Origin of the sequence: Vibrio scophthalmi (genome assembly GCF_040869025.1) — a bacterium.
GTDB lineage: Bacteria > Pseudomonadota > Gammaproteobacteria > Enterobacterales > Vibrionaceae > Vibrio > Vibrio scophthalmi.
On sequence record NZ_CP134273.1, the window covers coordinates 17,760 to 32,575 of the forward strand.

Genomic DNA, 14,816 nt, shown 5'->3' on the forward strand with positions numbered 1-14,816 from the left:
CTATATTTTGCCTTTCCCCTTGCTAGAATGCGCGAGCGTAGCGAGTAAGACAGTTCGATAAAACTGATGCTGTCTCATTGCTTATCGCTTTGCTGTTTAAGGTGCGTACTATTGGGGCCCGTTTCCATCGTTTAGTGATCTATTTAGTGAGTGCATAGTGTCTCGATGGAAATGGGAGGTACTTTATATTGAAACAAACAAATCGGGGTTGTAAGCCGGAACCCGCCTTTTTTTTGTCACGATGATTAGCGCCCAAAATTATCAAGGTTTAGCGGCATGTTTCTGGTTAATCATGCTTAAAGTGTACGATTAACGCACCTTCAATGAGAATTAATTCGTACCACTCATATGAGATGGTAACTATTGGCCTGACAGTTAGAGCTGCACTGTCTTTTTAGTGTCCGTTGAACCACCGTCTTACGGACGCTTAAACTGTACACACAAAATTTTGGCGGCTTCCCGCTTACAACCCCAAATCGGGGTGTATCCGATCTCTTTTGATCTCTTATATTTCTATTAATAACTCTAATAAGAACAAGGGCATACAACCTTTAACTTTAACCTTATTATGTAACCCCCTAGTTGGTTGTGAATTGTGACAAATAGGTTAAATGAGAGACTGACCCTGTGGATAACTGAGCTAAGTTGGGCGTTTTTGACCTCTCGCGAGGTATCGATGGGAGAAGAAAACCGGTGAATCTTCATTGAAATTTATAAATTGAACGTTTTTTAACCGATAACTTCCTACAGATGTGCTAAATCGACCTCAGCTAAGAGGCATCGCTAAAAGGATAGCTAATAAGAATAATTTGGCGTGACTTCGCCGGAGATTGGACCGGATGACTTAATCAAGTCATTCAAAAACTGAGCTTGCAGTCGCTCACGGATTTTCGTTGCTAATTGAGTGAACGTTAACCACTTAAAAACAAAACCTGATCGCTTAGAAGCCTTAATCGCTTCTCGTATCCATCTTGCCACATTTGGGTAAAACGTCACTTTGAAATCATCAAAAAATTTCGGTGTAAATTGCTTGTAAGAAGCCGAACTGCGTACGATACGTTGAACGGTCTGTTCGCTATTCTTCACTTCAATCCCCGCTTTAACATGGGTCGAGTAAGCATAACCTGAAGAGACCAAACATTTGAAAGCTGAATCCCATGTTTTTTCATCAATCATGCAACCAAAACGCAGCATATACTCGTGTCTTAATTGATAGTGCGAAATCGGAGTCACCCCAACACCTTTGATTAAGGTACCAATACGTCCGCCTTCAAACTCAGTCGATGTCAATAATACGCACAAGACTCGACTCATGATTAGCCGGCTATCTTTACGGTTCATCGCAGAGCAGATCATTAATCCTGATAGTATGGCTTTAGAATGGGCTAATTGATGACATAATGTTAATACTGCCTTGTAATAAACAGGCAATATTTTCATCTTCACTCGACCTTTAACATCCACAAACAGTCGATGCGCAGTATAACCAGGTAACCCCGCTATCTCTTTATTCTCGATGGCTTGATGCAAGCGAACCGACAACTTCTTTAGCTCTTGCACTCTTTTCTGCTTGTGGTTCATCGAGGCTTCCGCAGAGTCTGGCTTTGGTAATTGAAACTTCACGGTGGTGATCAGTTCACTCTCTTCAAATTCAACGTCCTCTTCCATCATATCGACAGCTTCACGCTCCCCATCTGCGAAATGCGAAAGAAGAGGCTCGCTGCGATACTTCTTATGGCGATCATTGCTCTTACGAGATCTGACTGATTTCAACCGTTTTTTCATGCTGCTAAATTCCGTTTGGTCTACGATGCACGCTTAATCACTGGCGCAAATTCCGCGCGCTCAAGCCCTTCCAGAACCTCAAACGGTACTGGCCCAAATTCTTCCATCGCTTTTTGTGCTTTCGCGGTGTTTTGCAACATATCACTGCGAGTCAAACCCGAGTGTTTGTGTACTAACACCTGGTGCAGCACACTCTCCATTTTTCGGATGGTTTCAAAACGGCGTTTTTCAAACTCTGAGCGCGTTATCTGCGCTTTAAACTGAGCATCTGAAATACGCACCATGTACACATCGAAACTCTCAAGTAGTGCGATCATGCGCCAGCCAAAGCGACTAGAAATACGAAGGGTTTTAACGTGTGGGCGATTGCTCAAACATTCTGAAAATGAAAGGCGAGCAGTCATCATTGACGGTAACGTCGAAAGTTGTTCATTAAAGAAGGTAAACGCTTCATTCATTACACGCTCAAGCTCGAGTAACGCGAAATCTGCATACGGATCATCATAACGAGCCGCATGTTCAAGCGCGCTGACTGTCGAAAGAAAGCGGCCAACGCTTGGTAACGGAGCTTTGTCGCCTGGATTCCACAACCGCATTGTATCAACGCTGTGCACTGACATTTGAGCTTCGGCAGCTAAAGCGCCGAGTCCCTGGTGATTATTTCTTTTGTTTTTTCTTGTCTGCTTCATCTTCTTCATCCCACTTTTCTAATTCAGTCCACATTGCTCCCAGGCTAACCTGATGCTGCTGAGCAATAGTTAATAACTCATCGATTGGAATCCCCATCGGGGTATGCTTTTCACATAAGTCATTAAGTAAATCGACGACGATTTTGTATTTTTTATTAGGCAACAATCGTGTACGAAACTTTCTCTCTATATTTAAATCATCTCGCCACGGCCCACACTTCGACGCACGAATACGGAAATGATGTTCCATCTGCTTGTTATTCGCGCCGTGCATCAAATAAGGCAAATATTCCTCCGGAACATTTTTCTTAAACACCCCTTTGAGCAATGCTTTAATGTCGAGAACATCGTCAGCTTTTTGCGATAATTTCCACGAATCTTCATATGACAAACGCTTAAGCGCACGTATGTTGCTTTTAGGTATTCCAGAGGCAAGCAATGCCTTTTCTTCTCCTGAACAAGCAAGCATCGACAAATGCCCAACGATTAACCGACACACATCAGCCGTTAGCACATCCACTACTTTTACATCTTCTTTTTTACTGCTCATTCACACTCCAAGTAGACATGAGGGTTAATTGGGTAAAGGTCAGCCCACTCAGGCTGTACCGCGAATAAAAAACCATTCAGAGATTTATCACTCTCTTTGATAAGTGCCTTATGCACACTGCGTCCGTCTGCTCGAAGTCGATGTTTACCAAGTGGCTGTAATCCTTGTTGGACTTGGCTGTAGGTATTCGCTTGAGCAAACTGACAACGCTCTGTCACAAAACAGCGGAACGCTCCGGGTGATACCACCAAAATGCCCTGCTCCAATCGATGAAACATCGCACCTTGACGATTCACTGGGTGAACGCCGCCTTTAAGTACAGCGTCAACCCATTGATAAAACGCTTCACCGAGTTCTGCCGATGTCGCGCTTCGAGCATCAAACTTCTGCAGCATGACTGACGAAGCGGTAAGCGCCTCTTCCTCAGTCACAACGTCACTCTTTTCTTCACCTGCTGCAGTGCTCTCAGCTTCTTGCATCAATTCCATCGTGTGACTGGCAACCGCTGGTATCACTTCCGGTTCGACGTCAACTGCTGCGACTTCAACCGGTACTTCTGCGATATCTGGCTCAGCGCTTATCGCGTCCATACCAGGCATATAACTCATCAAATCTAAACTGAATGAAGGCTCTCTACTCTCCTGCTCCAATACCCCTTGACTTGCTGGTACTGTGGCAGTGCTCTCTACTTGGGTGACTGCGTCACTTAAATTCTCTCTCAGAGGCGATTCAGGAGCATATTGAGTCAGTGATGACTCGCCATCATTGTGTGCGTCTTGAAGCTCTGACGTGTCGATAACGGGCGTTATTGAGCCCTCAATCGACGCAAGCTCACCTTCGGGCCATATCGATGGCCAGTGAACACACACAAAGGTGAACGTCTGGCGCCAATCAAAGGCACTTAAAAAGACTTCACACTTCCATATCGCCATCTCATCGTCATTAGCGCGGATGAGTTGGTGCTGCTGCAATTCATTAAATAATCGTGAGTTGTCCGTTGGAACGTTAGTGATCCCACGTTCCAATAACGCTGCACGTAGTCGTTCAGCGATCGGCTTACTCATCAAAAACAGGTTTTCACCCTCAACAAACCCTTCGGCGCCTTTTCTGTTCAATGGGAACGCGCCTGATTGAAGCAAATGAGTGAGCGTCAATCGAAGCTGACCCGCCAATGACGCGGCTGCGCCTCGCGCTTTTTCAGCAGCGAGGTTGATGCCGGCTTTATCGGCGCCGAGGTTTTGCGCCACACTGGCGGCGTCCGCTTGCATCACAATTTGTCCAATGACGCTGTCACTATCGGCATGGCCAGAAAGATAAGCGCTCATTTCATGGTAGAGCTGGCGATCGCTTGTGATCGCTGCCATTGGGTTTTCAGAGAGCAGTGGCGTTAACCACATCAGTCCGCTGCGTTGATGCTGACTGTATTGACGCTCTTTGTGATAACGAAAACGGTACGGTTGACTGATCGCCCCCAGTGCCGGTGTCCAACGAACGGGTTCTTTTCCCTCCCCTACAAATAACTCAATTTCCATATCGAGCACCTTGCCCACGTCATGCAATAAGGCACACAGAAAAACGCCATACACCCAAACGATCTCCTTGTGGATCACGTCTTCCGGCGCCGTATTCGGCGGCAGAATGTAATTACGGCGAATACGCATTGCGTAAATCGCCACGTCTAAGCTGTGTAGCAATAAGCCTCTTGGCGTTGCATGGTGGTAAGACTCTGACGCCGGTAAATCTTGGCAACAGGTCGCAAAGCGAATGACCGTATCAACGACAAACTCATCCCACACTTCGTAAGGCAGCGCTAAGCCACTGCGCTTAAGAACGCGAAGTTTGTCCTTGATAAGATCATCTTGTTTCAGTTGCTCTGCACTCCATGGCGCACAAAATCCCGTAGGGGTTTTGTTTTTAAGTGTGGTCTGGGGCAGTGCTTTCTTTTCTGGTTCATCATTGAACCAATCGATAACTTGTTTTATGCGTGTAAACACTGTGTTTCTCCGTGCAATGCAACTATAACTGTATAAATAAACAATAATGTTAATATATACAGTGCATTTTGTGAGCAAAATTCATTTATGGTAACCATAAAAAATATAAGGATTTACTCGTAGACGGGATTGGAAGCGGAATAGCAGGTACACGAAAGCGACCCAAATTGCGTATGCAATAGGACAATCGTTACTCATGCCGCTACGAAAGCGTCTAAAGTCAGTTGAAATGAGACGATGTAAAACCGGAATGTACAGTGATGCACAAACCGTAGGGCGCCATTGCCCAGTCTCAGTCAGGAGCCAAAGTCCTGTGGGGTAGTTGTGGAGTTCAAAGAGCTCATACAACTCTATGATAACAGTCGAATAAAATCGCTGTTTCAGTTTATTACGTCGCGTTGATAAACGGACGAAAGTTGAAGAAGCTTTCCAGTCTCTAAGAGACCGCGACACGTTTCAGAAAGCGATTTAAGGGCGGTGTAGTTCCCGTGTGCTTATCTTAATTGGGGTAAAGATGTCGCTAAAATATCGCTGTTCGAAATGAAAAGCAAGGATCAAATGGTGCAATGATGATCGTGTATAAGGTTGTTTTTGGTAGAAAATCACGTTTTGCAGTGGAAATAAAGGGGCCTCGCAGCATGTGAGGCCCCTTTGGGTTAGTGCAGGTTGAGTTTGGGACTAGCAGACATGCACTAAAACTTGGGTGTGGGTTTTTAAAGAGCGTGACTATATTCTCACGGGAATTTAATTACATTAATTAAGTTATGTCAAGTCGCTAAGATCGACATTTGGATCTGTATGTATTAAGGCGAATAATGACACCTTTAGAATTAAGAATTTCAGATGCGATTAGATCATCGGGATTAACGTACACAGAGATAGCACGTAGAACGGATGTTGAAAGAACCGCTGTTGGTAAGTGGGCAAAGACTGGGAAAATTACGGTTAATAATTTTGTAAAACTCTGTTCAGCTATAAATGTAAGTCCTATGAATGTTCTCTTCGGATTAGAGTATGAAGAAGTATCTTCAGTTGCTTTACAAGGAGTGAGCCAAAATCAAAAATTATTGATAGAGAAAATTTTAACTTTTTCTAAAGATGATGATGATTTTTTAGGATCACTGCTGATTGTGTTGAATAGAGTTAGTAGATGACGACTTATCCACATACCCACAAGAATAATGATCCCAATTTTACCTATTTGTACCTAGTTGATCCTAATTGATCCTTGCACCTTCTAACCCCTTGCCTTGTAAGGCTCTAAGCTAGATCACGGTGTATCTATTACTGTAATAGGTGTAACCATTACTGTAGACGGTGTAACCATTACTGTGTATGGTGTAGCTATTACTGTGTATGGTGTAGCCATTACTGTTTTTGTTGTGGATATCTTTTTGAGTATTTTTCTATGGAAAACAAACTGTTAGCTGTTATTAGTGATAATTTATCCATCTCTAATTCACACTCTGTTCAACCTAATATCTTGATTAGAACCCCCTTATTTACTCCAATAGCTCGCAATAGTAATAAAGATACTTCCGCCCTAGCGAGACTTGATGTAACCGAAGAATTGAAGGAAATTTCATTATATCGCCGTGAAGGGTACGAATATGCGAGTATCAAAGGTGAGCAGCTTAATGTAAGAACTGATTTTAAGGTGTGGTGTGGGGTAATACTTGCTTTTTCAAAGTATGGGTATGACACCGATTGTATTAGTATGAAACTGTCAGAGTTTACCAAGTTTTGTGGATTTAGCACGCAGATGCTTAATACCGCATTTCGTAAGCGTATTAAGGAATCTTTAGAGCGTATTCAGAGTCAGAAAATTAGCTTAGCAACAAAAGATGGTAAGAAAGCGTCATCAACATCATTGCTGAAAAAGTTTGTTTACGATACAGATAAGGATCTGATTTTATTAGAGGGTGATCCTGATTTGTGGGAGTTATATCGTATAGACAGACAGATATTAGTTAGTATGAAAACTCTCTCACGCATACCAAGAGCAGAAACTGCGCAATGTTTATACCTATTTTTTGCCAGTCTTCCTCAAAAGCCACTTCCAGTTACACTTGCAAGAATTCGTGAACGTTTAGCATTGAACATGTCGGTTAAAGAGTCCAACCGATCAATAAAAAAGGCAATAAAAACACTAGAAGATATCGGTTATCTTGCTGGAAAAGAGTGTCTTTGGCATGGAGAGTGGGCATATCAGATCATGGAAAGGAATAAGGTTCTTCCAGATAAGGTGTAGCCAATGCTGTCTTTGGTGTAGCTATTACTGCTAACCTTTGGTGTAGCCATTACTGTAATTATTTATCAAAAAAGTCTACGTTTTTTACGTAGACTTTTTTATTTTTAGTGTAATAAAAGACTCTCTTAGAGGGGGATATACTTTTTTTTGCCTAATGGTGTATCCATTACTGCGGTCAGGTGTAATCATTACTGCTGAATAACTAAGTACTAATCGTGTAGTTTCCCTTTCTTCTATAGAGCGTCAATTACACCTCCTTGTCTAGCGACAATTAGAGGTTGATATTTGTACAACAAATTAGTTCTAGATTAAACACAAAATAGAGATGAAACTCTTACTAGGGCAAGGCTCTAAGGAAAATGTTAGGTAAAGAGGAGCAAATCTAATTGTCGCTACATACCCCTTCTTCAAAGCGTAAGCGCGCCACTAGTTGATCTGTTCTATACGGTGTATGGTGATGAAATTATACCGTTTTTTGGTATTTTAGTGTTGTTATTGGTGTAATTTTAATTTAGAGTATTCAAAACCAAAGACGATAGGATTTCTATGATGGGTATTATTAAGCAAGTGATGGAAATAGGTAATCGAATGAATTCTGATAACGCATCACTTAAAGAGGCTTTACTAGAAAGTACGCAAGTGGCGGTTACTGATGAAGATCTACCTGAGGGGGTTAGTCGGTTGATTTATAATCACACAATAACTAAAACATCTCTTGGTGAAGATATTTTTCGTGTTTCAAAGAGCACTTATCTAAAACGTATAACACAAGCAATTGAGGACGGTGTTATATCTGAACCTATTTTTCATAATCGTTCTCACCTCTTCACGCTTGCACAAGTCCATCAGCTTATGCTTCATTATGATTTTGAAAGATTTACCGATAACTACAATTCAACTGTGGTAGCTATTAAAAACTATAAAGGGGGAACTGGTAAATCAACAACTACGGTAACTATCGCTATGGCGACAGCGTTAGACTTAGATCTCAATGCAAGAGTGTGCATTGTGGATCTTGATCCGCAAGGTTCCGCAGCAAGAGGTATAATTAACGTAAAAAATGAACAGGATGAATTGTTTATTACTATTGCCGATTTAGCGTGTGCGGAATATGAAGATGATAGTGAAGTGGCTCAATTACTTGAAAATGGTAATTTGTTAGAAGACATTGTTCGTGCAGCTCCTTTTTCAACGCATATACCTAACCTTGATGTTGTCACTGCATTCCCTACGGATGAGAAGTTTACCGATTTGTACTGGGAGTTAAATGATAAAGAAAAACGAGATGAATTATTGACTTATTTTTCTAGTAAAATTTTACCTATTCTAAAAGCAGAATACGATATTATTTATTTAGATTTGCCTCCACAAAATTCGCCTATTACCTGGGCCGCAGCAGAGGCCACAGACATGATCATTACCCCTATAACCCCAAGAACTTATGACTATGCAAGTACAACGTCATTTATGCTTACTCTCTCGTACGTCCTTCAAGCTTTACCATCAAAAGGTTCAAATATTAAATGGTTAAAGATTCTTCCCGTCAACTACAGTGAAAATAATCGCCAAGAGAGAAAAACTTTTGATCGATTATTGAGGACTGTTGGAAGTGATATGTTTACCACTCCAATCAAGCATAGTCCCCTATTTCTTGAAGCTGCGAGTATGAATAGAACTATTTTTGATATAAGAAAAACAGAAAGTACTTGCACGTCGTTACAATATGAAACCGCCTGCTCTTCAGTTAGAGAGGTTTATAGTAATTTCATAAATGAACTTAAAGTTATTGCAGCAAAGAGATAGGGGTCTATAAATGCGAAATAAAGATAAATCAAAATTATTAAGCTCTGGCTCAAAATCAGGTATCTCATCTCTGAAGGGGACTTCAGAAAATGTAAGAACTTTTCTTAATGGGAATCTGAAAGCAAAGCGTGTTGTTATTCCAAGTTGTGATATTGAATCTAAAACAGATATACACCCGTTAAACCCAAGAAATCAAGATGCATTAACTATTGAAGCAGTTAGAGATATCTACTCATCGATAATAAAAAATGGCGTAAATCAAGAAGGTGTTGCTGTTAGATGTCAGTCTACGGGAAGGTTGATGTTGTTAGATGCAAGTCGTCGCAGATTTGTGTGCTTGCAAGCTGAGGTAGAACTACCACTTTGGGAGTTAATTGGTGATGTGTCAGATGAAGACATTTTAGCAATCATCAATGATAGTCAAGAAGTTAAACGGTGGTCTTATCCTGAGCATGCCCAATATTTATTTCGAATAGCTAGACGTAAGGGAATTGATGTTGATACTGCTAAACTAGAAGATCTAGCTTCTGCTCTATCAATAGGTCGTGAATCGTTAAGGAAGAGAATTGCAGCAAATAATGTTGTTTTACCTCTTCGACAGGTATTTGTCGATTTTGAGGGAATACCTAATTCATACTATTCAGATCTGATTAAACTACAACGAGATCTTGAAAAAAATCATGTAGACATAGCTGATAGCATGAAGTCTTTTAGCAAAGTATTACAATTCCCGGTGGATTGTATGTCTATCACAGATAGACAAAAAATCACACTAGAACAATTAAAGTTGTTTATTGCTGAATCATTAAATGTAAAAACAAAGCCTAAGGAATGGAAAAAGGAGTCTCTGGCATCGTTTGACAAGAAAGGAAGTTATGCCACCCTAAGTCAAAGTCCAGATAGAAATAAGATGAAAATTGAGCTTGCTCGAATTGGTGCTGATAAAGAAAAGCAAATATTGGAATTTATTAAGTCGATTTTAAATACATAGCAATCTATCCGAACAGTAAGCGGGACTTGATACTAATGTTATTAAAATCATTAAGATAGGTTTTTTGTGTTTTTAAAACAAGGGGGGTTGTCGCAGCGCTTTGTCTTCATATTTCTATTGTGATAGCCATCCCCCCCTTTTTTTTTCTACCCTTTCTGGATAGGGCTTTTCCCTTGGGAAAACCCTTCCCTTGATAACCCTTTCCCCTTTGGCGCAGCCTCCCCTTTTTGTTGCAGTGTATTGATTGCTGTCCAAAGGTGACGGATTCAAGGGGCGTGGGATCGATACTGTTTGAGAGTTTATTGCTTAGCTGGTCATTCAATTGAAAAAAAAGAGAGCCGTTGTTGGCTCTCTTTTTGTTTTACGATGACAAATCAATCATCTCGTGTTGGCAGGTTTGGCACTCAAGGATGGTGACGCTTTGCTCTCGCGAGTATTGATTATCTGGTCCAAACATTCCTCTTTCTAAAAAAGGGGGATCTTCGTTTTCTGGTACATCAAGTGCTTGTAATGTGCCCTTCTCGCCACAGTTAATGCAATAGTTCATGATGCTTTGCTCCAATAATTAAAAGCGAGTGTACACGCCCGTCATATCCTCAAACGTTGCTTCCAGTTGGTCGCAGTAAATAAGGGACTCGCATTGGATTTCAATGCTCTCATCTCGACGCGCATTGACCTTCAATGTTGTCATGGTGTACGTATCACTGGCATCGAGCTCAATGCGAACCTTGTTAATACCCTGCTTCGCTAAACGAGCTGGAAGCGTGAACATCACTCCGTTCTCGATTGCGATGGGTTGCTTTGCGCCGGTCATGATAAAAAAACGATGACCACCCAATTGGGCTAAGATGGTGTTGGCAACTTGCAATCTTTCCTCTCTGCTCATCGTGCTGTCTCCGCTCTGAAAAAGGTACAAATCGCAAACACTTCTGGGTCTGCATACAACTCAGGGTGCAAATAGACATCGACGATACTGCCTTGCACGTCCATCACCATCAGCGCCCATAACGCATTGTCTTCACCACAGTAGTAGTGAAACTCACGATACGGCTCTGGGTTGGTTGTCGGTGACACAAAGAGTCCGCCTGACGTTCTCCGCTCAATCAATGTGATCAATTGAGGTTGCCACGCCAGTGCAGGTCGATGCACTCGTTGTAAGTGACACACTTGCGCCAACATCGAATGGGACAAGGCGAGGTGTGTTTTTAACGCATCACACGGCGGTAAAGTCGCAAGCTGCATGGACAATGCCTGGTAAACCATTTCTGAGTTTACCTTGCCGTCATTGTCAAAATGCAGCTCGCTGTCACTGGCCATATTATCTTCTAACCAAGCCATAAGTTCAGTGAGGACGTGGTTCATGTTTTTCATCGTTTGCTCCAATTTATATAAAAGGGAGCGTACCGGGAGGCAAGCTCCCGGTTAGGGTAAAAAATTACAGGCGTATATCACGCATGGTCTGGGCGAGGACATTGAGTGTTAACGCTATGCACTGCTCCAAATCATGTTGTGTTGGAGTTGGATTGCTTCCTAGTAATCGAGATAACTGCTCGGGATAAGCGTTCCCATAGAAAAGATAAAGCTTGTCAGGCTCATCTAAGGAATACTGCTCCAGATAGCTCTCGGTTACGGGAATGATTTGCTCCAATACCCAAGTAAAAAACTCCACATCACCGCCATGTGAGACTTGCTCAAACAGTGCGTGGTTGTTTTCGTGATAGGGAAACCCCTCTTTAAAATACGCAAGGGCTAAGGCAGCCCCTTGTGTGATGGTTTGTGTCATGGTTTGCTCCTATTGGTTAAGTAAGAGCACTTGAGCCTAACAGGGCAACAAGTGCCCTGTCGGGGATTAACGGTGTTGGGTCTGCTTGAGTAACGATTTTGCTAGCGCCACTTCGACACTGTCGCCATCGCTGTTTAGCACATCCAATCCGTTTTCTGGCATTTCACCAGAGGTTGATTGAGTGACCGCAATCTTCTTGGCCATTAAGGTTAAGCACGTCATTTGCGCACTGCCTTGGTAGCCAAGAAAATTGACGTCCACATCGTTTTTCTGACCAATACGCCAACTGCGTCTGGCCGCTTGCATCAGGGTATAGACGTTGTAGCCGGTGTTGGTAAAAACGATGGACGGGAACTCTAAGAGGTCGAGTCCGGTTTTTACCAATTCAGGGTTAGTGATAAGCACTTCAATCCCCCTGTCTACTTGCTCCAATATCCAATCTTCGCGGTCTTCGGTTTTCACGCTGGCGCGCAAGATAGCGCATTTCAAACCCTCTGCGCTCAGGAGCGCTTTGAGTCTCGATGCGGTGTCTCGTTTGCCGGTGTAGACGGTATAAACCAAAGTCCGCTTCCCCTGCGCTTGATTGGCTTTCACCATCTCAATGAGCTGCTGCTCTTTGGGTGTTGGTGTCTGCTCATCAAACAATGCAGGAATGTAGGCCAGTGTCTCGCCGGTACGAGGGTGTTTCACCACTTCATCGCGAAACGCACAATCTGGCCATGCCAATAGTGCGTTCATGACCACACCTAGAAGCGTTTGGTCACCCGCTACCAGCGCTTTACGAAGTCTGAGCATTAAATCTTGCTCCATGGCGTCATAGTGCATTTGCATCTCTGAATCCATCTCGACTTCAATAAAGTGCTCTTGGTAGTCGGGTAAGACGCCCTCGCCCATCTCTTTGAGTTTGACGAACACCGTATACGGCAAGACATATTTCGCGACCCCGAGCGGCCCAAAGCCAGGTGCGCGAGTTTGACTCACACGCACGTTTTTGCCTTTGGCCGTTTTGTGGTTCGCCTCATCCGTCACCTTCATGATTTCTTTGATGATGCCGTGCTCTTGTGAAAACGCGAGCGCGGCACTGCCCAGCTTGCCACGATGATAACGGTAACCGTCGTTCATCATGATGCTGGGCATGGTACGCCACAAAAGATAAAACAAATCTTCAGCGTATCCGCCCATCAAGGTGCCGGTGAGTAGCAAACATTGTCTTACCGAGCTGGCTAAGACTTGCATCGCTTGTCCTTGCGCGGCGCCAGAATTTTTGTATTCGTGGGCCTCATCGATAACCAACCAGTCAAAGAACCCGTAAGGGAAATAACGCTTAATGAACTCGCTCGCCTGATAATCGCCCTGCCCGAACGCAAATTGCGTCTTAGCCAGTTTTCGCTCTATCCGCTCAGCTTGTCGCTCATTAAAGACAAATTCCCCCTCGGCATCGAGCAAGTTCACCAACTCATAGATATTGTCGGTCAATGCTTTTGCGAGGACTCGTTCTCCAAATCCGTCCAACAAGCGCCCTGCGGTGACCTTTCCGATGGTCGGGAGTGTCTGCAGCGCGCGTGAGACGGTTTTCGTTAAGTTGTCGTCTTGTCGTTGACGTTTCAATGTCCACAGTGCGCTATGACAATGAGCACAGCGCAACTGTTGGTCTACAGGAAAATGACTCGGTGCAATCAACTCGCCTTCTTCATCTTTGACCAGTTGACCACAATCTGGGCAACAGACAAATTTGAGTAGGGCGGTTTGCGCTCGAAGTCCATCATGACCCAAGGTCCGTTTTAAGGTTTTGGTTTGGTAAGCCGGTTGCCAGTGGTAACCCATGCGCATCCGAACTCGCCCCAGTATCACATACTCCGGCCCTTCATGCTTTGCCGCTTCTCGAAGTTTAAGCAGAGAAAGCAACGTATCCGGTCCATTGAGTACCCATACCTTCGCATCTGGCACAGTATCGAGAATTTCTCGACGCCATTTGTAGACCAGATGTGGCGGTGACAGCACTAAAAAGCGTTGTGCCTTTCCTTCATGGTAAGCAATGGCGGTTGCCGCAATTCCCATCATCGTCTTGCCCGTTCCCATTTCTCCGTTGAGTATGCCCGCTGGGGCGTGCTCATCGAGAAGTAGGGTAGTGATGGCTTGTATCGCTTCCGCTTGCGCGTCAAACGGTGTCCGTTTAAGCGATTGCAAGATGCGCGTTCGGGCCTCACTCGGTGATTGGTATCTCGCCGGGTGCGCCGCTTCAATGTTGGACAAAAGCCCTTCACCAAATTGGTCGATGAAACTGTGCAGAGATAACACGTTGTCGCAGGTTGTCTCTGCAATGGTTTCTTGTTGGGGTTGCGAGCTCATGCGTAGACCTCCTTATTAAGAGGCAGTAAGCCTTGTTGCAACAAATTAGTGATTAACGTTTCAATCTCTTCAATCGGTAAATCAATCAAATACCCATGAAGACCATAAGACGGCAATACCGTGATGTGCGCTCGTAACCTTGGCTGCAGCGCGCTTTCCCATTCATCCAGCAAGGGTAAATGACAAAGCTGTTTGAGCGTTGGCCAAAGTGCAATCCAAGACTGAGGCTCAGCACTGAGCACCGTCATGGATTGCCCCCTTGGTTTTTGTACATCCGGTTGAAACAACCAGGTATGCACCCACTCTCCCACCTCGGTAAACTTAGGTAGTCGAGTGGTACGCTTGGTGAGCATTTTTGCTTGTGCAAAATCGAGCACCAATTTATCCCCACCAGGGAGGGTGACGGTCATGACGCGCAGTCCTCCTTCGGAAAGAGGCAGTGTTAAGGCAGCAAAAAAATGCTGCATCACTCCATCTCGTCCCCAGATAGAAAAAAATTGCACCAATCCCGTGGTAGAGGTGACAACGGCATCCAGATAGAGGCCGTTGTCGAGTTCGATTAAAGAACGGTTAATATTGACATTCATAATGAAGGCTCCAAAAAAAAAGAGAGGCGCCTTC

At 43.7% G+C, this 14,816-nt stretch carries 14 protein-coding genes; 4 read left to right on the forward strand and 10 right to left on the reverse strand.

Annotated features, from left to right (window positions below; all coding sequences use genetic code 11):
• Window positions 1-795: 795 nt before the first annotated feature.
• Genes RJD38_RS21385 through mobH form a run of 4 tightly spaced genes read right to left on the reverse strand, consistent with a single transcriptional unit; the run spans window position 796 to window position 5,018 of the window.
• A complete protein-coding gene (locus tag RJD38_RS21385) occupies window positions 796-1,785 on the reverse strand; it encodes a hypothetical protein (protein WP_065432180.1) in 990 nt (329 codons plus the stop codon).
• Between the two features lie 20 nt (window positions 1,786-1,805).
• Window positions 1,806-2,474, reverse strand: coding sequence for a PFL_4669 family integrating conjugative element protein (locus RJD38_RS21390; RefSeq protein ID WP_065432179.1), 669 nt, complete (start codon window positions 2,472-2,474; stop codon window positions 1,806-1,808).
• Window positions 2,443-3,024: a hypothetical protein gene (locus RJD38_RS21395; RefSeq protein WP_065432178.1), complete on the reverse strand. Its 582-nt coding sequence runs from the start codon at window positions 3,022-3,024 to the stop codon at window positions 2,443-2,445. Before RJD38_RS21395 ends, RJD38_RS21390 begins: the two co-directional genes overlap by 32 nt.
• Complete coding sequence (gene mobH / locus RJD38_RS21400) at window positions 3,021-5,018, reverse strand: MobH family relaxase (protein ID WP_367971691.1); 1,998 nt, start codon at window positions 5,016-5,018, stop codon at window positions 3,021-3,023. The genes RJD38_RS21395 and mobH overlap by 4 nt, the downstream gene beginning before the upstream one ends.
• Before the next feature lie 815 nt (window positions 5,019-5,833).
• Between mobH and RJD38_RS21405 the strand changes: the two genes are divergently transcribed.
• The 4 genes from RJD38_RS21405 to RJD38_RS21420 all read left to right on the forward strand — a co-directional run bounded on the left by RJD38_RS21405 (window position 5,834) and on the right by RJD38_RS21420 (window position 10,063).
• Window positions 5,834-6,172, forward strand: coding sequence for a helix-turn-helix domain-containing protein (locus RJD38_RS21405; protein ID WP_065432175.1), 339 nt, complete (start codon window positions 5,834-5,836; stop codon window positions 6,170-6,172).
• Window positions 6,173-6,426: 254 nt separating this feature from the next.
• Window positions 6,427-7,269 (forward strand): RepB family plasmid replication initiator protein, encoded by an 843-nt coding sequence (locus RJD38_RS21410; protein ID WP_065432174.1) that lies wholly within the window; start codon window positions 6,427-6,429, stop codon window positions 7,267-7,269.
• Window positions 7,270-7,815: 546 nt separating this feature from the next.
• Entirely contained in the window at window positions 7,816-9,072 is a 1,257-nt protein-coding gene (locus tag RJD38_RS21415; protein ID WP_065432173.1) for a ParA family protein, read from the forward strand.
• Window positions 9,073-9,082: 10 nt separating this feature from the next.
• Window positions 9,083-10,063: a hypothetical protein gene (locus tag RJD38_RS21420; protein ID WP_065432172.1), complete on the forward strand. Its 981-nt coding sequence runs from the start codon at window positions 9,083-9,085 to the stop codon at window positions 10,061-10,063.
• Window positions 10,064-10,424: 361 nt separating this feature from the next.
• Here the strand turns inward: RJD38_RS21420 and RJD38_RS21425 are convergent, their stop codons facing one another.
• The 6 genes from RJD38_RS21425 to RJD38_RS21450 form a co-directional block, all read right to left on the reverse strand.
• Window positions 10,425-10,610, reverse strand: coding sequence for a hypothetical protein (locus tag RJD38_RS21425; protein ID WP_065432170.1), 186 nt, complete (start codon window positions 10,608-10,610; stop codon window positions 10,425-10,427).
• Between the two features lie 18 nt (window positions 10,611-10,628).
• Window positions 10,629-10,949, reverse strand: a complete 321-nt coding sequence (locus tag RJD38_RS21430; RefSeq protein ID WP_065432169.1) for a hypothetical protein — start codon at window positions 10,947-10,949, stop codon at window positions 10,629-10,631.
• Complete coding sequence (locus RJD38_RS21435) at window positions 10,946-11,434, reverse strand: DUF957 domain-containing protein (protein WP_065432168.1); 489 nt, start codon at window positions 11,432-11,434, stop codon at window positions 10,946-10,948. Before RJD38_RS21435 ends, RJD38_RS21430 begins: the two co-directional genes overlap by 4 nt.
• A gap of 64 nt (window positions 11,435-11,498) precedes the next feature.
• The gene (locus RJD38_RS21440) at window positions 11,499-11,846 is read right to left on the reverse strand and encodes a hypothetical protein (RefSeq protein ID WP_065432167.1); all 348 of its coding nucleotides are present in this window, start codon (window positions 11,844-11,846) and stop codon (window positions 11,499-11,501) included.
• A gap of 66 nt (window positions 11,847-11,912) precedes the next feature.
• Window positions 11,913-14,195 (reverse strand): SNF2-related protein, encoded by a 2,283-nt coding sequence (locus RJD38_RS21445; protein WP_065432166.1) that lies wholly within the window; start codon window positions 14,193-14,195, stop codon window positions 11,913-11,915.
• Entirely contained in the window at window positions 14,192-14,782 is a 591-nt protein-coding gene (locus tag RJD38_RS21450; RefSeq protein ID WP_065432165.1) for a hypothetical protein, read from the reverse strand. The genes RJD38_RS21445 and RJD38_RS21450 overlap by 4 nt, the downstream gene beginning before the upstream one ends.
• Window positions 14,783-14,816: the final 34 nt, after the last annotated feature.